Annotated in this window: 17 protein-coding genes; 6 read left to right on the top strand and 11 right to left on the bottom strand. The window is 63.7% G+C overall.

Features of this window, described 5'->3' with window-relative positions; all coding sequences use genetic code 11:
- Positions 1–7 precede the first annotated feature (7 nt).
- Complete coding sequence (locus DQW91_RS03540; protein WP_112662143.1) at positions 8–1099, bottom strand: polyamine ABC transporter substrate-binding protein; 1092 nt, start codon at positions 1097–1099, stop codon at positions 8–10.
- Positions 1100–1207: 108 nt separating this feature from the next.
- A complete protein-coding gene (locus DQW91_RS03535) occupies positions 1208–2362 on the bottom strand; it encodes an aminotransferase (protein ID WP_112662142.1) in 1155 nt (384 codons plus the stop codon).
- Between the two features lie 188 nt (positions 2363–2550).
- Between DQW91_RS03535 and DQW91_RS03530 the strand changes: the two genes are divergently transcribed.
- The 3 genes from DQW91_RS03530 to DQW91_RS03520 are packed head-to-tail and all read left to right on the top strand — an operon-like array spanning position 2551 to position 5062.
- Positions 2551–3222 carry a glutathione S-transferase family protein gene (locus DQW91_RS03530; RefSeq protein WP_112662141.1) on the top strand — a complete coding sequence of 224 codons (672 nt, stop codon included), beginning with the start codon at positions 2551–2553 and terminating at the stop codon, positions 3220–3222.
- A 53-nt stretch (positions 3223–3275) separates the two neighbouring features.
- Positions 3276–4280: a FecCD family ABC transporter permease gene (locus DQW91_RS03525; protein WP_112662140.1), complete on the top strand. Its 1005-nt coding sequence runs from the start codon at positions 3276–3278 to the stop codon at positions 4278–4280.
- Positions 4277–5062, top strand: a complete 786-nt coding sequence (locus DQW91_RS03520; protein WP_112662139.1) for an ABC transporter ATP-binding protein — start codon at positions 4277–4279, stop codon at positions 5060–5062. The genes DQW91_RS03525 and DQW91_RS03520 overlap by 4 nt, the downstream gene beginning before the upstream one ends.
- 55 nt (positions 5063–5117) lie before the next feature.
- Here DQW91_RS03520 and DQW91_RS16530 read toward each other — a convergent pair whose 3' ends face one another.
- The gene (locus DQW91_RS16530; protein ID WP_157961320.1) at positions 5118–5477 is read right to left on the bottom strand and encodes a hypothetical protein; all 360 of its coding nucleotides are present in this window, start codon (positions 5475–5477) and stop codon (positions 5118–5120) included.
- A 124-nt stretch (positions 5478–5601) separates the two neighbouring features.
- Between DQW91_RS16530 and DQW91_RS03515 the strand changes: the two genes are divergently transcribed.
- Positions 5602–7587 carry a nucleoside-diphosphate sugar epimerase/dehydratase gene (locus tag DQW91_RS03515; protein ID WP_112662138.1) on the top strand — a complete coding sequence of 662 codons (1986 nt, stop codon included), beginning with the start codon at positions 5602–5604 and terminating at the stop codon, positions 7585–7587.
- On the opposite strand, the gene DQW91_RS03510 is transcribed toward DQW91_RS03515, so the two are convergent.
- From DQW91_RS03510 to DQW91_RS03485, 6 genes are all read right to left on the bottom strand, one after another.
- Positions 7502–8437 (bottom strand): NAD-dependent epimerase/dehydratase family protein, encoded by a 936-nt coding sequence (locus DQW91_RS03510; protein ID WP_112662137.1) that lies wholly within the window; start codon positions 8435–8437, stop codon positions 7502–7504. The two genes, DQW91_RS03515 and DQW91_RS03510, sit on opposite strands and share 86 nt — an antisense overlap.
- Entirely contained in the window at positions 8434–9531 is a 1098-nt protein-coding gene (locus tag DQW91_RS03505; RefSeq protein ID WP_425373356.1) for an MraY family glycosyltransferase, read from the bottom strand. Before DQW91_RS03505 ends, DQW91_RS03510 begins: the two co-directional genes overlap by 4 nt.
- Before the next feature lies 1 nt (position 9532).
- Positions 9533–10540 (bottom strand): NAD-dependent epimerase/dehydratase family protein, encoded by a 1008-nt coding sequence (locus DQW91_RS03500; protein ID WP_112662136.1) that lies wholly within the window; start codon positions 10538–10540, stop codon positions 9533–9535.
- A gap of 151 nt (positions 10541–10691) precedes the next feature.
- Entirely contained in the window at positions 10692–12095 is a 1404-nt protein-coding gene (locus tag DQW91_RS03495) for a calcium-binding protein (protein ID WP_112662135.1), read from the bottom strand.
- Between the two features lie 153 nt (positions 12096–12248).
- Positions 12249–13157, bottom strand: coding sequence for an MBL fold metallo-hydrolase (locus tag DQW91_RS03490; protein ID WP_425373369.1), 909 nt, complete (start codon positions 13155–13157; stop codon positions 12249–12251).
- 79 nt (positions 13158–13236) lie between these two features.
- Positions 13237–15759, bottom strand: coding sequence for an ABC transporter ATP-binding protein (locus DQW91_RS03485; RefSeq protein ID WP_112662134.1), 2523 nt, complete (start codon positions 15757–15759; stop codon positions 13237–13239).
- A 213-nt stretch (positions 15760–15972) separates the two neighbouring features.
- Here DQW91_RS03485 and DQW91_RS03480 point away from each other — a divergent pair, with 213 nt between their 5' ends.
- On the top strand, positions 15973–16464 hold the full coding sequence (locus tag DQW91_RS03480; protein ID WP_112662133.1) for an MmcB family DNA repair protein: 492 nt from the start codon (positions 15973–15975) through the stop codon (positions 16462–16464).
- On the opposite strand, the gene DQW91_RS03475 is transcribed toward DQW91_RS03480, so the two are convergent.
- Entirely contained in the window at positions 16461–17036 is a 576-nt protein-coding gene (locus DQW91_RS03475; RefSeq protein ID WP_112662132.1) for an ActR/PrrA/RegA family redox response regulator transcription factor, read from the bottom strand. The two genes, DQW91_RS03480 and DQW91_RS03475, sit on opposite strands and share 4 nt — an antisense overlap.
- 149 nt (positions 17037–17185) lie before the next feature.
- The gene (locus DQW91_RS03470) at positions 17186–18526 is read right to left on the bottom strand and encodes an ActS/PrrB/RegB family redox-sensitive histidine kinase (protein WP_112662131.1); all 1341 of its coding nucleotides are present in this window, start codon (positions 18524–18526) and stop codon (positions 17186–17188) included.
- A 212-nt stretch (positions 18527–18738) separates the two neighbouring features.
- Here DQW91_RS03470 and DQW91_RS03465 point away from each other — a divergent pair, with 212 nt between their 5' ends.
- Positions 18739–19986 carry a polyhydroxyalkanoate depolymerase gene (locus DQW91_RS03465; RefSeq protein WP_112662130.1) on the top strand — a complete coding sequence of 416 codons (1248 nt, stop codon included), beginning with the start codon at positions 18739–18741 and terminating at the stop codon, positions 19984–19986.
- Positions 19987–20033 lie beyond the last annotated feature (47 nt).

The raw sequence follows: 20033 nt of genomic DNA, 5'->3' as shown, positions 1-20033 counted from the left end.
GGAGGCGTCAGCGCCCGGTCTTCACCTTGGTCCACAGCCGGGTGATCGTGCGCTGGGCACGCTCATCGTAGGCCGTATTGGTGAACAAGCGCTTGAAGGTCGCCTCATCCGGATAGATGCCGGGATCCTTGAGGATTTCCGGCTTCACGAACTGCTTCGCCGCGAGGTTGCCCGAGGCGTATGAGACAAAATTCGTGTTCATCGCGGCAATTTCGGGGCGCAGCATGAAATTGATGAACTCATGCGCCTCGGCCACGTTCTTGGCGTCCGCCGGGATGGCGAAGCTGTCGAACCACATCAGCGCGCCTTCGCGCGGGGCGATGTAGGCGATCTCGACGCCGTTCTTGGCTTCCTCGGCGCGCTTGCGGGCCTGGATGATGTCGCCGGAATAGCCCACCGCCACGCAGATATCGCCGTTGGCGAGGGCGTTGATGTATTCGGACGAGTGGTACTTCTGGATGTTGCCGCGCACCTTGAAGAGGGCCTCGCCCGCCTTCGTCAGGTCCTCGGCCTTCTTCGAATCCGGATTGAGGCCGAGATAGGCCATGACGCCGGGGAAGAGATCTTCCGGCGAATCGAGCAGGTAGATGCCGCAGGCCTTCAGCTTGGAGGCGACCTCGGGCTTGAGCACCAGGTCCCAGGTGTTGAGCGTCGCGTCGGCGCCGAGCGCTTCCTTCACCTTCTTGACGTTGATGCCGATGCCGGTGGTGCCCCACATGTAGTTGACGCCGTATTGGTTGCCCGGATCGTAGGCGGCAAGGCGCTGAGTGATGTCCGGCCACTGGTTGGCGAGGTTCGGCAGCTTCGACTTGTCGAGCTTCTGGAACACCTTCGCGCCGATCTGGCGCTGCAGGAACGGGGCCGTGGGCACCACGATGTCGTAGCCCGACTTGCCGGCAAGGAGCTTCGTCTCGACGATCTCGTTGTTGTCGTAGGTGTCGTAGACGACCTTGATGCCGGTCTGTTTCGTGAACTCGTCCAACGCTTTCGGGTCCACATAGTCGGACCAGTTATAGACATTGACGACGCGCTGCTGTTGAGCGCTGGCCGCGGTCACGAGACCGAGGCCGAGAGCGATTGCGACGAGAGGACGAATCATCGACGGCGGACCTCCGCTGGGTTGGTGTAACAATTCGGGAAGCTAGGAAATTCTCATCCCCGACACAATCGGAAAGCCTGCCTAAAAACAGGCTCCCTTGTGCATGATTCAGGCTGCTTTTTTCGCCACCTTCGCCAGCCGTTCCAGCCCGGCATCGAGGGTCGCGTCCTTCTTGGCGAAGCAGAAGCGCACCACGTTCTTCACCGCGCCTTCGGCATAGAAGGCCGAAACCGGGATCGCGGCGACGCCGTGCTCCATGACGAGGCGGCGGCAGAAGGCGACGTCGTCCGTCTCGCCCAAGGGCGCAATGTCGATGTTGAGGAAATACGTGCCCCGGCTCGGAATGACGTCGAAGCCCAGGGTTTCCAGCCCCGCCGTGAAGCGGTCGCGGCTTTTCGCAAAATCCCGCCGCATGGTCTCGAAATAGGCATCATCCTTCCCCAGCCCGTAGGCCACGGCGACCTGCAGGTTCGGGGGCGTGGTGAAGGTGAGGAACTGGTGCGATTTTCCCAGCACCTTCATGATGTGCGGAGCCGCGCACACGAAGCCGACCTTCCAGCCCGTGAGGCTGAAGATCTTGCCCGCCGACCCGATCTTCACCGCCCGCTCGCGCATGCCGGGAAGGCTGAGCACGCTTTTGTGGCGATGGCCGTCGAAGACCACATGCTCCCAGACCTCGTCCGAAATCACGATGGCGTCGAACTTTTGGGAAAAGCGGCTGAGCAGCGCCAGATCCTCATCGGAGAAGATCGTGGCCGTGGGGTTGAGCGGGTTGTTGAACACCACCGCCTTGGTTTTCGGCGAGAACGCCCTGGCGAGCGCCTCCTCCGTCAGCCGGAAATGCGGCGGCTGGAGGGTGACAAACTTCGGAATGCCGCCGGCAAGCCGCACCAGCGGCAGATAGGCATCGTACATCGGCTCGAATAGCACCACCTCGTCGCCCGGCTGGACGATGCCGAGAATCGCACCCGCCAGCGCCTCCGTCGCACCCGAAGTCACCATGACTTCGCTCGCCGGGTCGAGATCGACCCCCTGCCAATGCTTGTAATGGACGGCGATGGCCGAGCGCAGCTCCGGCAGACCCATCATCGGCGGGTACTGGTTGTAGCCGTTCAGCACAGCCTCCGCCGCCTTTGCCCGCACGTCCTGCGGCCCCGGATCGTCCGGAAAACCCTGGCCGAGATTGACCGCCCCGGTCTCCCGGGCGAGCCCCGACATCACTTCGAAGATCGTGGTGGGAAGGTTGGCGAAGATCGGATTCATGCCACGCTCCGGATTGGGATTATGGGCGGTTCGTAGCACGGAAGGCGCACGGGTCGAACACTCATCTTCATGACGCGGCCCGGCATCATTGTCTCGCCTGTTCAGGAGCACACGGTTTTGGCCTCGCTATCGGCTGAAGACGCCTTATCTTCCATCGCGGTCGGTCTTGACCGAAAGGGGTTTCGCCGATGTCTCTGGAGCTTCACTTCCACCCACTGTCCTCGTTCTGCCATAAGGTCCTGATCGCCTTTTATGAGAACGGGACGCCTTTCGAGCCTGTCGTGGTCGACCTCGGCGATGCGGATTCGCGCGCGGCTTTCGAGACACTCTGGCCGATCCGCCGCTTTCCGGTGCTGCGGGACCGCGCGACGGGGCGCACGATCCCCGAATCGAGCATCATCATCGAATATCTCGACCGGCATCATCCCGGCCCCGTGCGGTTCATCCCGCACGATGGAGAATTGGCGCTCGGCGCCCGCCACTGGGATCGCGTCTTCGATCTCTACGTGAACGTGCCCATGCAGAAAATCGTGACCGACCGGCTGCGCCCGGAGGGAAGCAACGATCCGCACGGCGTCGTTCAGGCACGGGACCTGCTCGAAACCGCCCTCGGCATCATCGACGCCCGCATGGCTGACAGGACCTGGGCGACAGGCGAGGCCTTCGGCATGGCCGATTGCGCGGCCGCGCCGGCCCTGTTTTACGCTAATAAGGTGAGCCCTCTCGCTAAGGCGCACCCGAACGCCGCGCGTTATCTGGACCGTCTGATGGAGCGGCCCTCCTTCACCCGGGTTCTGGCCGAGGCCCAGCCCTATTTCGCGCTTTTTCCCCAGGCGGAGGAGCGCGAAACGGCGGGGTGACACGCGGCGGTCTTTGTTGCTATCGCGATGAACGCAGCAAAGATTTAGAACCGATGCACTTCCTCCGGCGGCCTCTCATTCCCGGCCTTTCCATCCTCCTGGCGTTTCTGGCTGTCGCGTCGCTCGCCATCGGCCCCGCTCCGATTTCGCCCGCGCTCGTGGCGAAGGCACTCGTCAGCGACCAGGGCTCGGCGAGCATCGTCGTGCGGGAGATCCGTCTGCCGCGTACGCTGCTGGCCTTGATGATCGGCTGGGGGTTCGGCCTCACCGGCGCGGCCCTGCAGGGGCTTTTGCGCAATCCGTTGGCCGACACGACGGTGTTCGGCGCGCCGCAAGCCGCCGCCTTCGGGGCGGTTTGCGTGCTCTATTCCGGCCTCGTGGGGGCGCTCTCCTGGGCGCTTCCAGTCGCGGCCATCGCGGGGGCGCTCGTATCCATCGCCCTCGTCGTTCTCGTCGCCGGGCGAAATACCACCATCGTCGTTCTGGTGCTGACAGGCCTCGCCGTGGGGAGCCTTGCCGGGGCAGCGACCTCGCTCGCGGTGAGCCTTTCGCCCAATCCCTTCGCGGTGACGGAGATCGTCTTCTGGCTCCTCGGTTCGCTCGAGGACCGCTCGGGCGTCCATGTCATGCTGGTCTTGCCCTTCATCGCGGTCGCCAGTGCGCTTCTTCTTGCCGCCGCCTCCCCCTTGCGCGCCCTGACCCTCGGCGAGGACACAGCAAAAAGCCTTGGCGTGAACGTGCAACGCCTGCGGCTCATGATCGTTCTGGCTGCCGCCATCGGCACGGGGGCCTCGGTCGCCGTTGTCGGCTCCATCGGCTTCGTCGGGCTTGTCTCGCCGCATCTGGTGCGGCCTTTCGTGGGCTACGATCCGGCGCGGACCCTCGTTCCCTCCGGGCTTGCCGGGGCGGCCCTACTTCTTGCGGCCGATTGCGCGGTGCGGCTCATCCCCACCGGCGCGGAGGTGAAGATCGGCGTTCTCACGGCCATGCTCGGCGTGCCGTTCTTTCTCTGGGTCATCTTCAGGCGCAAGGCGGAGCTGGCGGAGACGCCCGCATGACGCACCTTGCCGCCCGCTCCCTTGCCGTTTCTTTAGGCCACAAGCCCGTGCTCGGCGGGATCGATCTCGCCTTCACGCCGGGGCGTCTGACGATGGTGATCGGCCCCAACGGGGCCGGAAAGACCACCCTCCTGCGCGCCCTCGCCGGGCTCGTTACCCCCGAAAAAGGCGCGGCGCTCCTCGACGACAGGCCCGTTGCCCGCATGAGCGGCCCCGAGCGGGCGCGCGCCATCGCTTATCTGCCGCAAGGTGGGGCCGTCGCCTGGCCCTTAAGCGTCGCGAGCGTCGTAGCGCTCGGGCGCCTGCCCCACGGGGAGGAGCCGGATTCCTTACCGCCGCTCGGGCGGGAGGCCGTCGCCGAGGCCATTGCGGCGGTCGGCCTGCAAGGCTTCGAGAACCGCCCCGCCACCGCGCTTTCGGGCGGCGAGCGGGCAAGGGTTCTTCTGGCACGGGCGCTGGCAACGAAAGCGCCGGTTCTTCTCGTGGACGAGCCCATTGCCGCCCTCGATCCGCGCCATCAGCTGCGCGTGCTCGAGGTGCTGCGCGCCTATGCGCAAGGAGGCGGCACGGTTGTCGCGATCACGCACGATCTGACGCTCGCCGCCCGCTACGCGGACGAGGTGGTGCTGATGGATCGCGGCGCAGTGCGCGCCCATGCGACACCGGAAGAAGTGCTGACCAGAGACCATATGGCCGCAAGCTTTGGCGTGGAGGCCCGTATTCTGAACGACGATGGCCGACTGGTTGTCGTGACGGAAAATCCTCTTCCTTCAGCATCTTAGCGGTCGTAGTGACGCGCGAAATCGCACCCCGCGGAGGAACTAAAGCCGACTCCGTTTACCACCCCCACCAAGGGGCTTCTATTTCTTGGAATTCAAGTTTCGATCCGGATACAGAAATAATACCCCCGTCGTTATAGCCAATTAATAGAAATCTAGGATCAAATTTATCTTTCTCAATTTCTTCTATTCTTTCAGAAAAAGAACTTTCTTCAAAGTTTTGATCAGACGTCACATAGACATATTTCTCGGGTCTATCACCATAATAATGATGTGTATTCATATAATATTTTTCTAAGAAATGTATATCTATAGATACACAAATTTTATTGTCGGAAACATCACATAAATACAATAATGACTTGTTTTTAGCCAGAAAGAGCATGATTTTATCGATATTCGTATGAAAATATCTCATCGTTTATTTTTTCCTTGAACACCGCTGCCACGAACGGGCCATGCCCAATGCCGCATCACTTTGACAACATATTTGACAAAGGACAAAGCCCGGCGGATACCCGCCCCAATACGCGGCAGGGCCCATGAACCGACAGTTTCTCAAGAAAACGCTGATCATCGCGCACGACCTCGTCATGACGGTCGCGGCCGTGCTGGCGACCTTTTACGTGCGCTTCGACGGACGCTTCCTCGAGGAGCGGCTCCAGCACCTGCCGCTGTTCCTGCCGCCCTTCCTCGTTTTCGCGGGGCTCGTCTACTGGTTCTTCCAGCTCTACCGCTCCAAGTGGCGCTTTGCGTCTCTGCCCGACCTCTTCAACATCTTCCGGGCGTCCAGCGTGCTGGCTCTCGGGCTTTTGGTGACGGACTACGTCCTCGTCTCGCCGCAGCTCTTCGGCTTCTACTTCTTCGGCAAGATCACGATCGCCCTCTATTGGCTGATCCAGATGTTCCTGCTCGGCGGCCCGCGCCTGGCGTTCCGCTATTTCAAATATGCGCGCTCGCGCAACGTGCTCGAACGCGACGCCAACGTGCCGACGCTCATTCTCGGGCGCGGCAGCGATGTGGAAGTGTTCCTGCGCGCGATCGAGACCGGCACCGTCAAGAAGATGCAGCCGAAGGGCGTCCTGTCCTATCGCGCCGATGATCTCGGACAATCGATTCGCGGCGTGCCGGTGCTCGGCATCTTCACCGATCTCGATCAGGTGGTGCAGGATCTGCAGGAACGCGGCACGCCGGTGCGCCGCCTCGTCGCGACGCCGAGCGCGCTCACGCCTGAGGCTCACCCTGAACAGCTCATCGCGCGCGCGCGTCGTCTCGGTCTGCCGCTCGTGCGCGTTACGAGCATCGGCGAGGGCATGCGCGATGCGGAACTCGCGCCGCTCGAAATCGAAGACCTGCTGCTGCGCCCGACGGTGCAGATCGACCGCGCGCGGCTCGAAAACTTCATTCGCGGCAAGCGCGTTCTCGTCACCGGCGGCGGCGGTTCCATCGGCTCGGAAATCTGCACCCGCGTCGTGGCCTTCGGCGCGAAGGATCTGATGATCCTCGAAAGCTCCGAGCCCTCGCTGCATCACATCCTCGAGAACCCGACGCTGCTCAACAGCGACACGAACGTTGACGGCGTCATTGCTGACGTGCGTGACCGCGAGCGCGTGTTGCAGGTGATGAAGGATTGGCGGCCCGACGTGGTGTTCCACGCCGCCGCCCTCAAGCACGTGCCGTATCTCGAAACCAACTGGACCGAAGGCATCAAGACCAACGTGTTCGGCACGGTGAACGTGACCGACGCCGCGGTTGAGGCAGGCGCCGACGCCATCGTCGTGATCTCCACCGACAAGGCCATCGAGCCGGTGTCCATGCTCGGCGTCACCAAGCGCCTCGCGGAAATGTACGGGCAGGCGCTCGACGCGGAATTCATGGGCCGGCGTGGCGCGACGCGCATCATCGCCGTGCGCTTCGGCAACGTGCTCGGCTCCGTCGGTTCGGTGGTGCCGAAGTTCAAGGCGCAGATCGCGCGCGGCGGCCCTGTCACCGTCACGCATCCCGACATGGTGCGCTACTTCATGACCACCCGCGAGGCGGCGGATCTCGTGCTCACCTCGGCGTCCCACGCGGACAACGAGGGTCGTGCCCTCGCCGAGAGCGCCAACAGCGACGAGCGCGCCTCCGTGTATGTTTTGAAGATGGGCCAGCCGGTCCGCATCTACGAACTTGCCGAACGTATGATCCGCCTTGCCGGTTACGAGCCGGGCGAAGACATCGACATTCAGGTTTCCGGCACCCGCCCCGGCGAGCGTCTGCACGAAATCCTCTTCGCCCGCGAAGAGCCGCGCGCCGAGATCGGCATCGACGGCGTCATGGCGGCAAAGCCGGTCTTTGCCGACCGCGCCAAGGTGCATGAATGGCTGGAGGGCCTGCGCAAGGCGCTGGTGAGCATGGACCGCGCGGCGGCCGAGCGCGTGTTCGAGGACGCAATCCCCGAATTCAAGCGCCGGACGCAGGCGATTCCTGCGCCAGCCGCGACAGCCCTTCCCGAGACGCAACAGACGGCGTCCAGCCAAAGCGCATGAGCGCCTCCGGGCTCGCGACCAGCGAGCCCGCCAGCCGCTCATAGGCCTCGCTCTTTCCCGCAATCCGCGCCGCGGCCTCCAACAGGACGGGCGGGAACGGAAGAAGCCCGGGTGCGCGGCCAAGGCCCGCGCGCAGGGCCGCAATCATTTCAGCCACCGTCACGGGTTCCGGGTCCGCCACGATGAAGGGCCGCCGGATCGGGCCTTGCGCCTTCAACACGGTTGCGACCGCGCCGGAGAGATTGTCGAGGGAGAGAAGCGAGCGGCGGCTCTTCAGGCTCGCCAGCGGCAGCGGCCATCCGGTCTGCGCGAGCGAAAGAAGCGAGGCCATGTTGCCCTTCACCCCCGGCCCGTAAACGAGCACGGGGCGCAGCGCGACCCAATCGAGCCCAAGTTCCGCCAGCCCCTTCTCTGCCGCGAGCTTCGAGCGTCCGTAAGCATCGGTCGGTTGCGGCTCCATCGCTTCGGTCAGCACCTTGTCGGACACCGGCCCGCTCTGCGCGCGGATGGAAGAGAGAAAGACGAAGCGCTTCACGCCCGCCCGCTCGGCGGCTTGCGCGAGGGCGAGCGTTCCTTGCGTGTTGATGGTGCGATAATCGTCTTCCGGGCGGCCCGACATGGCATGCGCGAGGCCCGCGGAATGGATCACCGCATCAACATCGCGCAAGGCCGCAGCCATGTTCTGCGGCGAGGCGATATCGCCGATCACAGCGCTCGACGCGCCCGCCGGCACTTCGGAAGGACGGCGCAGGAGAACGCGCACGCGATAACCGTGTCGTGACAACTCATGCAGCAGGTGCTTGCCGATAAAGCCGGTAGCGCCGGTCAACGCGATCAGGGGCGCACTCATCGGGCAATCTCCAGGCGCGGTTTCGAGAAGCGGAAGAGAAGCGCGCTCACGAGAATGACACCGGCAAGCACACAAGCGAACTGCACCATCAGGGACGGGGAGGCGATGGAAATCGCCGCAAGCCCTGCAAGCAGGATGTTGAGCGCAAACACATGCGCGCTCACCGCGAGCGCGGAGTAACCGTTATTCGTGGCCTGCTGGTAGAAATGCGAGCGATGCGCCTCCCACACCTTCTCGCCGCGCGCGAGGCGTCGGAACAGCGTGATCGTCGCGTCCATCAGATAGTAGAGCGGCAGAAGGATCGCGGCGGCGAGCGCTCCCGCATTTGCAAGTTCGAGAAGCATCCAGCCGACGAGAAGGCCGATGGGGAGCGAGCCCACATCGCCAAGAAAGAGCCGCGCTACTGGCTTGTTGAACGGCGCAAAGCCGATGAGCGCGCCGCACAAACAGGCGGCCATGATCGCCACGGGCGACGGCAAGGCTCTGATCGGGCCGAATCCCGCAAAGCCGATGAAGGCGATGAAAGCCGTGATCGGCACCATTTCGGCGACGGTGATCCAGTCGAGCCCGTCCATGAAGTTGACGAGATTGACGAACCAGAGCCCCGCGAAAAGAAGGATCGCAAACTCGATCCATGCAGGCACGGGAAGAATCGTGTTGCCCGTGAATGTGAGCGGCGCAACGACGGCAGCGACGGCAAGGCCCTGCAACAGGAAACGCGGCAGGACCGGCAAGGGACGGATGTCGTCGATGGCACCGAGAATCGCGAGAACGATCACGGAAGGAAACACGCCGAGAATCGGCAGGAGGCTTCGTCCGCTGCCCCAGTAAAACTTGAAATCGGTCCCGAAGAGCAGCAGCAGGATGACGGCGGGAAGCGCCGCGGCGGCGACTACCGCCATGCCGCCGCCCTGCGGCGTCGGCACGCGATGGCTCGAACGCGCATTGGGCCGCGCCAGCGCATAGCGCTGCAAGAGCGGCATCAGCACGACGATCAGAACCGCCGAGAAAACCGCCGACGTGGCAAGGAAGGTCAGCAGCATTTCACCACCGTGCAGCGGTCCGATAAGATCGGCTATCACATTCACGATCATCTCAAACGCCATGATACTCGCGGAACCACGCCACGAAGCGGCGGATGCCTTCCGCCAGCGGCGTGCTTGGCGAGAAGCCGACATCGCGGCGAAGATCTGACACATCCGCGCGCGTTTCCAGAACGTCGCCTGCGGGCAGCGGACACTCGACGCGCTGAGCCTTGCGGCCAAGCTCCTGCTCGATGAGCGCGATCAGGGTGTTCAGCTCTTCCGGATTGTCGTTGCCGATGTTGTAGAGGCGGTACGGCGCGGCGCTGGTGGCCGGGTCCGCGTGCTTGGCATCCCATGCGGGGTTGGCGACGGGAACGCGGTCGATGACGCGCACGATGCCTTCGACGATGTCGTCGACATACGTGAAGTCGCGCCAGACCTTGCCGGCATTGGCCACGTCGATGGTCTGCCCTTCCGCAATCGCGCGGGTGAATTTGTAGACCGCCATTTCGGGTCGCCCCCACGGCCCGTAGACCGTAAAGAAACGCAGGCCCGTGGAGGGAAGGCCGAAGAGATGGGCATAGGAATGCGCCATCATCTCGTTCGCCTTCTTCGTCGCCGCGTAAAGGCTCACGGGGTGGTCGGCGGTGTCGTGCTCGGAGAAGGGAAGCTTCTTGTTCGCGCCATAGACAGAGCTTGAGGACGCGTAAACCAGATGCTCGATCTCGTCTTGCCGGCAGGCCTCTATCACGTTCAGGAAGGCGACGACGTTCGATGTCGCGTAAGGCCGCGGATCGACGAAGCGCACGCCGGGCTGCGCCGCAAGATGCACGACGCGCCGGGGCTGGTGACGCCGGAAGAGATCCTTCGTCGCCTCCGCGTCGGCGAGGTCCATGCGTTCGGGGATGAAGGCATTATGAAGCTTCAGGCGCGCGAACCGCGCCTCTTTCAGCGCCACGTCGTAATAGGGCGTGAAACTGTCGATGCCGACGACCTGGTGGCCGTCGCGCAAAAGTCGTTCCGCCACATGGAACCCGATGAATCCGGCCGCGCCGGTCACGAGGATGGGAGCTGACATGAAAAGGCCCGCTTCGAATGAACGGCGGGCACCTTAGAGCATTTTCTGAAGAAGGGGAGGGGTTCCCGGATCAAGTCCACGCCCCTTCGTCCAGAGCATTAACAACCCCCGGCGGTTCCCGCCGGGATCGCTGTTTTCAGCTTGAAACTCGTCAGACCACGAAAAACTCGCTCGCCGTCATCTTGAGGTTCTTGGAGAGGGAGGCAATCTCCACGGCCTTGCCCTTCCCGGAACCGTCGGCGTCGTAATAGAGCACACCCTTCTTGTCGTCGTAGATGAGGTAGTCGTTCTTGTCCTGCGCCTTGGCGCCGATGATGAAGAAACCGCTCTTCAGCTTGCCCGGCTTTGTTTCAGTCCCCTTGCCGAGCTTCGTGAACACGGCATTGTCGAGCCAGACAGAATCCTCGCTCACCTTGTAGTCGGCGATCTTGTCCTTGTTGGTCTTGGTGTTGGGCTGGGTATCGAACACGAAGATGTCCTTGCCCGAACCGCCTTTCAGATAATCGTTGCCGTAGCCGCCATAGAGCTTGTCGTTGCCGCCGTTGCCGTAGAGCTTGTCCTTGCCGCTGTAGCCATAGAGCTTCTCGCCACGGGACGTGCCGTTGATCGTGTCGGCGCGGTTGGTCCACAGATCCGCATCGAGCCGCACGGAGGTAGAGGCGGTGCCGTCGCTGACCGTGATATTGAAGTAGATCGACGACAGGGAGGCCGGCACGTTCCCCGGGAGAGGCGCGGGTATAAAGATCAGTTTTTGGATCGCGGCCTGAACGAATGCCGGTGTTCCGCTGATCGTGTAGATGCCTGTCTGCGCATCATAAGTGCCGCCGCTCAGGCTCGACGCCAGAAAGTAGCCCCATTGAGGCTCGCCAATACCGACGCTCGCCGTCAGGATATCGTCGTCTTTATCCGTGACGGTCATCTGCGCGAAGGGAGCTTCTCCGTCCGAGATCGTTGCTCGGCTCAGGTTGCCGCCGATGCTGGGTGGAAGGTTTCCTCCTCCCCCACCGGGATCACTTCCAGGGCCACCGGTATCGGGCCCGTGGCGGGGGAGCCATTTCGTAAAGGTCACGAATTCCTGCTCGAACTCGTGGCCGGTTTCCCCATCGCCATCGTTCGACAGAATAACGGTGACCTGCCGTGAAAAGTCGTCCGGAAGGGTCTCGGCCGTGTTCTCATAGGTCAGCGCCCGAAGGAATGTCTGGACGACGGCAGGAGGAGCTCCCCTGAACCGGGTCGGATCGTCCGGCTCGGGAAACATGATGTGGAAATTAAAGGTGCCGGAGCCCCCTGGCATCACGATGGCGGGATAGCCGTTGATCGAGACTTTGCTTCCCACCTCGAAGCCGTTGGAGAGCGTGATCCCCCTATCCGGCAGGATCCCAAGGCGATCGTGCACCACATCTCCCGGGCCCCATACGCCGACCTGGACGTCGAGAATGCCGTAGCCGCTGAAGACCTCCGCATCGCCGCCCCAGTCGAGAGGGGTGGGCCCGCCACCTTCCACGATCCTGTGGTAGTCGCCATCGAACTTCCACGTATCGAGGGTTCTGGCCATGAAAAGGCCCTCCAGAGCTCGCGAGAGCTTGCTTTATCTCCCTTCGCGCAAAGAGTAGCCCCATAGAAACACAGGGGGCGTTCAATCACGCCGACGCCCTGCCCGTACCGGGCTTCACGGTATCCGGCTTATAATCGGAAAAAGGCGCAACCCTCAGCTTGCTGCGGCGACAGACTTCTCGCTGGCCGCAGCCGTCTTCGCATCCACGGGCGCGAAAGCGACGCTTTGCCCTTCCCGCGCCAGGAACGCGGAGGGCATGACGGCCTGCAGCTCCTTTTCGGTGGCGCGCAGGTATTCGTCGTCGTGGCCGGGATAGAGGTGGAAGATCGCAAGGTTCTTCACATCGGCGGCCCTGGCCAGCTCCACACCCTTCTCCCAGGTGGAATGGCCCCAGCCGACACAATGGGAATACTCGGCCTCCGAGAACATGCCGTCATAGATGACGAGATCGGCCCCGTGCACGAAGGCGGCGAGGGCGGGATCGGGCCAGGGGTCCGAATGCTCGATGTCGCTGATGTAGCAGATGCTGCGGCCCGCATGGTCGAAGCGATAGCCGGTCGCTCCGCCGGGATGGTTGAGGGGGTGCGTGCGCACGCTCGCCCCATCGGCGAAGGTCAGCGTCTCGCCGGCCTTGAAGCCCTGATGTTCGAGGCGGGCAGGCAATTGCTCGAGACGCACGGGAAAGAGCGGCGGCGAGAACAGGCGGTCGAGCGCTTCCTTCGCGGTCTCACCGTCGAGATGGCCGCAATAGGTGCGGATCACGCGCTCTTTGTCGAGCACGACGGGCTTGAAGAACGGAAGGCCGCCGACATGATCGAGATGGAGATGGCTGAGAAGGATGTCGATTTCCTTCGGGGCCGCCTTGCCGAGGGCATGGCCCAAAGCCGCGATGCCGGTTCCGGCATCCACGACGAAGAGGCGCTCGCCGCAGCGGATCTCGACGCAAGGAGTATGCCCGCCGAATTCCACAAAGCGCGGACCGGACGCCGCAGTCGAGCCACGGATTCCCCAAAACCGGACCTGAAGGAGGCCGGTTGCCGACGGAGTGCCCCTCATCATCATAAGAACATGGTTATTACCTGTGCCGACGCATGTGCGCCAGCACACATCGAAGCCGATTTTGGCCAAATTGTCGCTCTAATCATGCCATCGCCGGCTCCGGATGGCGAATCCGGTCTTCGAGGACGGGTTCGCCGCGCACGAAACGGACGACCGCATCGAAGGGCGGCTGGTCCATGGGTGGCGAAATCTCCGGCGTGACCACGATCAATCCCCGCCCGGAAAGCGCCCGGCGCAGATCCGCTACCATCTTGTCCGCGGCGGGCCCCGGCAGGCCGTCGAGGGCGCGGGCGACGACAAGGATGTCGGGCTCGCGGATCAAGCAGCGAACGAGATCGATGGCGGCGATTTCGGTAAGGGTCAGATCGCCGCCGCTGACGTCGATGGGGCTGTTGAGGCCGATCCGCGCCACGCCGGCATCGAGCCCGCGTTCGGTCAGAACCCGGCGGATCACCTTCTGGACGGAATCGTCCGCGCCCGCCTGATCGGAGGCGATGCGCCCGAAGAGCAGATTGTCCTGCACGCTCGCCGCCGTGCAGATGCGGTCGGCATCATAGAATTCGATGGCGGGCTGCAAGCTCGCAGGCAAGAGGCGCGCGAAATCGGCGCGGGCAGCGAGAATGCGCGCCTGCATCGCCTCGTCGAGCAGGCCGAGACGGTGCCGGCTCTCGTTGTAGCGCAAGGAAAGCCCGATCAGCCGCTCCCGGTCGGTGGCCGACGTGGCGCGGCGCTTCTCGTTGCGGCGAGCGACGAGATCCTGGAAAAAGGCGCGGTCGGCGGCGGAGAAGAAGGAGAACCGCGCGAAGAGCGGATGCCCGTCCGGAATCTCGGCGAAGATCTCGATCATGCTCGTGGCGATGGAAAGGCCCATGCGCGCCAGCGGCTTGGTGAGATCGGCGGCTTCCAGGATCGCCCGGATGAAGGGGTGCGAGGCGAGCCGGTCCTCCCGGAACGTATCGCCGACGGGCTTGCCGAACAAAAGGTTCTCCCCGACGGGAGCATGGCGGTTGTAGCGCGCGGCGTCGAAAGGATCGACGAAGCGGTCGAGGCCTTCCGTCTCGAGTGCCGCCTGCACCGCCCGGCGCGATTCCACGATGGAGGCGGCGAGCTTCGGCTCGCGCTCGGGGTTGAACGTCGAGGCAAGGCCCCGCGCATGGGTCACTCTGTCGAGACGGGTGATGGCGATGGTCTCGGCCAGGCGCGAATCGAGATCTTCCAGGGCCTCGGAACCGTAGATCAGGTTGTCCCGCAGCGTGCCCGGAAGCAGCACGGTCTCCCCCGCGAAGGCGATCCGCTGCGCGCGGGACAGGGGATCGGCCTTGACGAGATCGATGCCGCCATAAGTCAGGCGGCCCGTCGAGGGCGAAAGCTGCCCGCCGATGAGAGCGGCAAGCATGTGCGAGCCCGAATCGCCGTTGCCCACCAGCGCGACATGGGAGGGAAAGGGCAGTTCCAGGGTCACGCCGGAAATGCGCCCGCCACTGGCGGAATCATAGGCCGAGACATTCTGCGCCACGAGGTCGCCGCCCTTCGGCAGAACCTCCTTGGCGATGCGCCGATCCCGCGTCTGCAGGGCGGCAAGGTCGCGGGCGATGTCGGACAGAAGCAGGCGCGCACGCTCCAACACCCGCTGCCACTGCACCACCTCGCGCACGCCGAAGGCCGCGAGGGATGCCGCGAGCGCGCAGGCGAGAAGGGTTCCGGGCGTCAGGGAGCCGGCTCCCACCCAGGCTCCGACGCCGACGACCGCGAGGGGCGCGAGAAGCAGGACGATGGTCGTCGCCGCGTCGGTGAACGCGAAGCGGTGCTCCTCCTTCTCGACGGGAGCGTGGCCGCTCGCGAGAGCCTGGCCGATGCACCGGGTTTCATAAGGGCCGGTCGCGTGGGCGTGGATGGCAGGAAGGCGCTCGATCACGCTGGCGAAGCTCTCGGACACCGCCGCGCCCTCCCGCAGGCGGGCCTGCGCGGTTTCGAGCCGCAGGTCGAGCCGCCGCGCGCAGAGGATCGCACCGGGAATGAGCACCACGGCAAGGCAGAGGCCGAGCTTCCAGCCGGAGGCGAGCGCAAAGGCCACGGCGAGGCCGATGACGCCCCAGAGCTTGAAGGAGGAAATGAAGGCCGCGCCGAAGACGTGGCTTTCCCGCGCGAGCGCGTCGCCAACGAGCAGGGTCGCTTCCGCCGCCTCGTCGCGCGTGGAGGGCGAGGTGCGCAGAACGGCATCGAGCACGGTTTTCCGCAACCGCTTCAGAACCCTGGTGCCGATGGCGCTGATGAGCCAGGTTACCGCCGCGAGCAGGAGGCCGATAGCAACCGGAACCACGAGCGCCGCGCCGATGACGGCCTGCCGGAAGGCCGACCCATCGAGTGCGAAGCCCTCGAAAAGGACGATGGTGGATGGATGCACGCCGGCGGGCATTGCAATCGCAAGGGGCAGGAAGCGGCGCGGCGCGTCCGGGGCCTGCGCCAGCAGCACCTCGTCCACGAGGATGCGGACAAGGCTGAATTCCAGCACGAGCAAAGCCCCCGCCAGGATGAGCAGGACCATCGCGAGAAGGTTGCCGGACGGGCTGGTCTTCCAGGCAAGGCGAAGCGGATCGCGCTCCATGAGATATCCTGACGAAAGAGAGCTGCCGCGACGTTAGCCAAGCCGGGGCGGATCGGCTAGAGGCTGTTCGGTCTGAAGCACGGTCAACCTCCAGCTTTCTTTATGGCCGCATGATCTCCTGATCATGCTCTGCAAAGCCGATCCGGCGTTTCGGGATGCTTGTTGCGACACTCGTTCCATTGCGCGGAGCGAGCGTGGGCTTAGTCTTTCCCCATGACCGATTCGCCGATCCGCCTTTCGCCGCAACAACCCATCCTCGCCCCCGACGGACGCCAGTCGCCGATGGCGTCCGGTATCCAGCGCGGCGTCCGGCGGCTGTTCGCGCAGCTTGGCCATGTGACGATCCCGGAGCTGACCCTTGCGAACGGACGGCGGGCGGACGTGATGGCGCTCGCCCCCGATGGCGGGCTTGTCATCGTCGAGATCAAATCCAGCATCGCCGATTTCCGTGCCGACCGGAAATGGCCGGATTACGCGGAGTTCTGCGACCGGTTCTATTTCGCCGTTCCCGAAACGGTACCGGTGGAGATCCTGCCGGAGGATCGTGGCCTGATCGTCGCGGATTCCTTCGGCGCGGCGATCATGCGCGAGGCCGGCCATCATCCGCTCTCCGGAGCGCGGCGCAAAGCCGTGACGCTGCGCTTCGCCCGCGCCGCCGCTTCCGTGCTGCATGCGCTCGCCGACCCGGAGGCCGCCGTCCTTTAACGTGGCGCGCGTTTCGCCAAAATCCTCTGCAGCGTGCGGCGGTGCATGTTGAGACGGCGCGCCGTCTCCGACACGTTGCGACCACACAATTCATAGACGCGCTGGATATGCTCCCAGCGCACCCGATCCGCCGACATCGGATTTTCCGGCGGCACGGCCCGCTCACCGGGAGCGGCCATGAGCGCCGCGTGGATCTCGTCCGCGTCGGCGGGTTTGGCGAGATAGTCGAACGCGCCCATCTTCACCGCGGTCACGGCGGTGGCGATGTTGCCGTAGCCTGTGAGAATGACGCCGCGAGCGTCGGGGCGGCGGCTTTTCAGGCGCTCGATCACGTCGAGCCCGTTGCCATCGCCGAGCCTCATGTCGATCACCGCGAAAGCGGGTGGTTCGGCTTCAATCGCGGCGAGCCCATCCGCCACGCTTTCCGCGACACGGACCTGGTAGCCGCGCGCTTCCATCGCGCGGGCGAGCCGCGTGGAGAAGGGGCGGTCATCATCGACGATCAAGAGGCTCTTGTCGGCACGATCTTCGAACGCCACCGGTGCATCGGCCTTCAGAATATCTCCTTGCATCCCGAAGACTCCCTTACAAAGAGGCGATCAGCCTCCAAATTTCTTTTACTGGCGCATGATCCGGGCGAACAACCAGTGTCCACTTGTTCTGATCCTGCTCCAAAGCTCGGGGCCTACATATAGGAATGCTTGCCCTGCTCTGTCAGGGATTATTCCTGCGACCCCTGCGGCAATATTGCCGCACCCCTTTCAAACGTATGACGCGGCCAAACGATCCGTGCGATGGCGCCTTTTCCGGGCGGGCTCGCGTTTCCGAAAGAGAGTTGCGCGCCCGAGCGCTCGATCAGCGTCTTGGCGATGAACAGGCCGAGGCCGAGACCGGAGGCGAGTTCCTCATCGCCCTGAGCGCGGTCGGCCGCGCTGCGCGTCGTCACGTAAGGCTCGCCGAGGCGCAACAGAATATCCGGCGCATAGCCCGGCCCGTCGTCGCGGATTTCGATGAAGACCTCATCAGCATTCCAGCCGGCTTCGACGATCACCTTCTCGTGAGCGAAGTCGACGGCGTTGTCGAGAATGTTGGACAGGCCATAGACCACGCCGGGATTGCGGCGGCCGGTCGGCTCCGGCCCCTCGCCGCTTTTGACGATCTCCACTTCCTCGTCGAGCCCCCGTTGCGGCGCGACGACTTCCTCCACGAGATGGCTTAGTGAAATCGTCTCGAGGAACGCCGACGTATCCTGCCCCATCGAGGTCAGCTTGGTGAGGATGGTGCGGCACCGGTCCACCTGCTCGCGCAGGAGCTTGAGATCCTCCGCGACGGGCCCCTCTTTCGGCAGGTCGTGATCGAGTTCCTTGGCGACGAGAGCGATGGTTGCGAGCGGCGTGCCGAGTTCATGGGCAGCGGCGGCGGCAAGTCCGTCGAGCTGCGACAGGTGTTGTTCGCGCGCCAGCACGAGCTCCGTCGCCGAAAGGGCCTGCGCCAATTGCCGCGCCTCCTCGGCGACGCGCCAGGCATAAATTCCCGTGAAGGTGATGCCGAGAAGGATCGCCGTCCAGATGCCGATAACATAGGGAAAGGGCAGGTCGAGCCCCTGTCGCGGAAACCACGGAAGCGGGCGATGGAAGAGGATCAGCAGCGTCGCGCAGGCCACCGCCAAAAGGCCGAGCCCGAAGGTCCGCGCCGGCGTGAGCGCCGTCGCCGAAATCAGCACCGGGGCGAGGAACAGCACGGAGAACGGATTCTGCAATCCGCCCGTGAGATAAAGCAGCGAAGCGAGCTGTAGAATGTCGAACGCCAGCAACAATGTCGCGGCGTTGTCGCCAAGCCGGTAGCTCGCCGGAAACCTGATGCTCAGCAGCAGATTGACCAGCGCCGATGCGGCGATGGCGGTGAAGCACGGCACGAAAGGCAGCGCGAACCCGAAGCCGAACCGGACGCCCGCCACCGCGAGCGACTGCCCGATGATCGCAAGCCAGCGCAGCCTCACGAGTGTGTCGAGGCGCAATTGACGCGCGTTGCGTACGAGATCCTTCGGTTTGATTTCGACCATCGGCAAAGAGGATAGTGTTCCTCTTCTCCCTTCCAAGGAGTAAATTCTGCTCCAGAGCTTAGAGCTCATACATTAATCTTATCCGCATCGTCTTAAACAGCATTGCATTACAGGCCAGAAACTCTCATTTTACGATTCAGGGTCGAGAATATTGCCCGGCTTCGCATTTTGATTCGCGGAGAAAATTGGGTCCCGACCCTTCGGGGAAAACAATGAATCTCGCTTATTGCTGGTACGAAGCTGCCCATTGGATGCTCAGTCCCGCCCGCGTGGCGACTGACGTTGCTAAACATTTACTCGATAGTCCCAACAACCCGCTCAACAGCACGACTTATGCGCGCACCGTTTCCGCTGCGTTCGAACTCTTCGAGCGCACCACCCGGCGCTATGGCAAGCCTTCCTTCGGTCTTGGCTCGACTCTGATCGACGGCAAGACGGCGGAGGTTGCCGAGAGCATCGTGTGGGAACGGCCCTTCGCGCGGGTCATCGCCTTCGAGCGCAAGGCCAAGCTTGCCAAGCCGCAGCCGAAGCTCCTCATCGTCGCACCGATGTCCGGGCATTACGCCACGCTTCTGCGCGGCACGGTGGAAGCCTTCCTGTCGACCCACGACGTGATGGTTACCGACTGGGCCGATGCGCGCATGGTGCCGCTCAGCGAAGGCCGGTTCGATCTCGACGACTACATCGATTACTTGATCGAGATGTTCCGCGCGCTCGGGCCGGATCTCAACGTGCTCGCCGTCTGCCAACCGGCGGTGCCGGTGATCGCCGCCATCGCGCGCATGGAGGCGGAGAACGACCCGCTGATCCCGCGCTCGGCGGTGCTGATGGGCGGCCCCATCGACACGCGCCGTTCGCCCACCGCCGTCAACCAGCTCGCGGAAAAGCGCGGCATCGCGTGGTTCGAGCGCCATTGCATCACGCAGGTGCCGCCCTCCTATCCCGGCATGTGGCGATCGGTCTATCCGGGCTTCCTGCAGCTTTCCGGCTTCATGGCCATGAATCTCGACCGGCATGTGAACGCCCATTGGGACATGTTCAACCATCTGGTCGATGGCGACGGCGATTCCGCCGAGAAGCATCGGGATTTCTACGACGAATACCTCGCGGTCATGGACCTGACCGCCGAATTCTATCTCCAGACCGTCGACAAGGTTTTTGTGCGGCACGAATTGCCGAAGGGCGAAATGATGCACCGGGCGAAGCCGGTGGATCTCATGGCAATCCGCCGCTGCGCCCTGATGGCGGTCGAAGGCGAGCGGGACGACATCTCAGGCGTCGGACAGACGCTCGCGACCCTCGATCTCACGCCGAACCTCTCTTCGGACAAGAAAGTTTATCATCTCCAGCCGGGCGTCGGTCATTATGGGGTCTTCAACGGGTCCCGCTTCCGGGCGGAAATCGTTCCTCGAATTGGTGAATTCATTCAGAACCACGCGAGAACGGGGCCCGCGCGCTAGTCAAGAGCCTCGGGCGGTTCCGGAACGGTTCCCGGCAGCGGCAAACG

It is taken from the genome of Microvirga flavescens (assembly GCF_003290125.1).
GTDB classification, from domain to species: Bacteria; Pseudomonadota; Alphaproteobacteria; order Rhizobiales; family Beijerinckiaceae; genus Microvirga; species Microvirga flavescens.
Note: the sequence above shows the minus strand (reverse complement) of the source record. Positions and strands in the feature narration are given on the sequence as shown.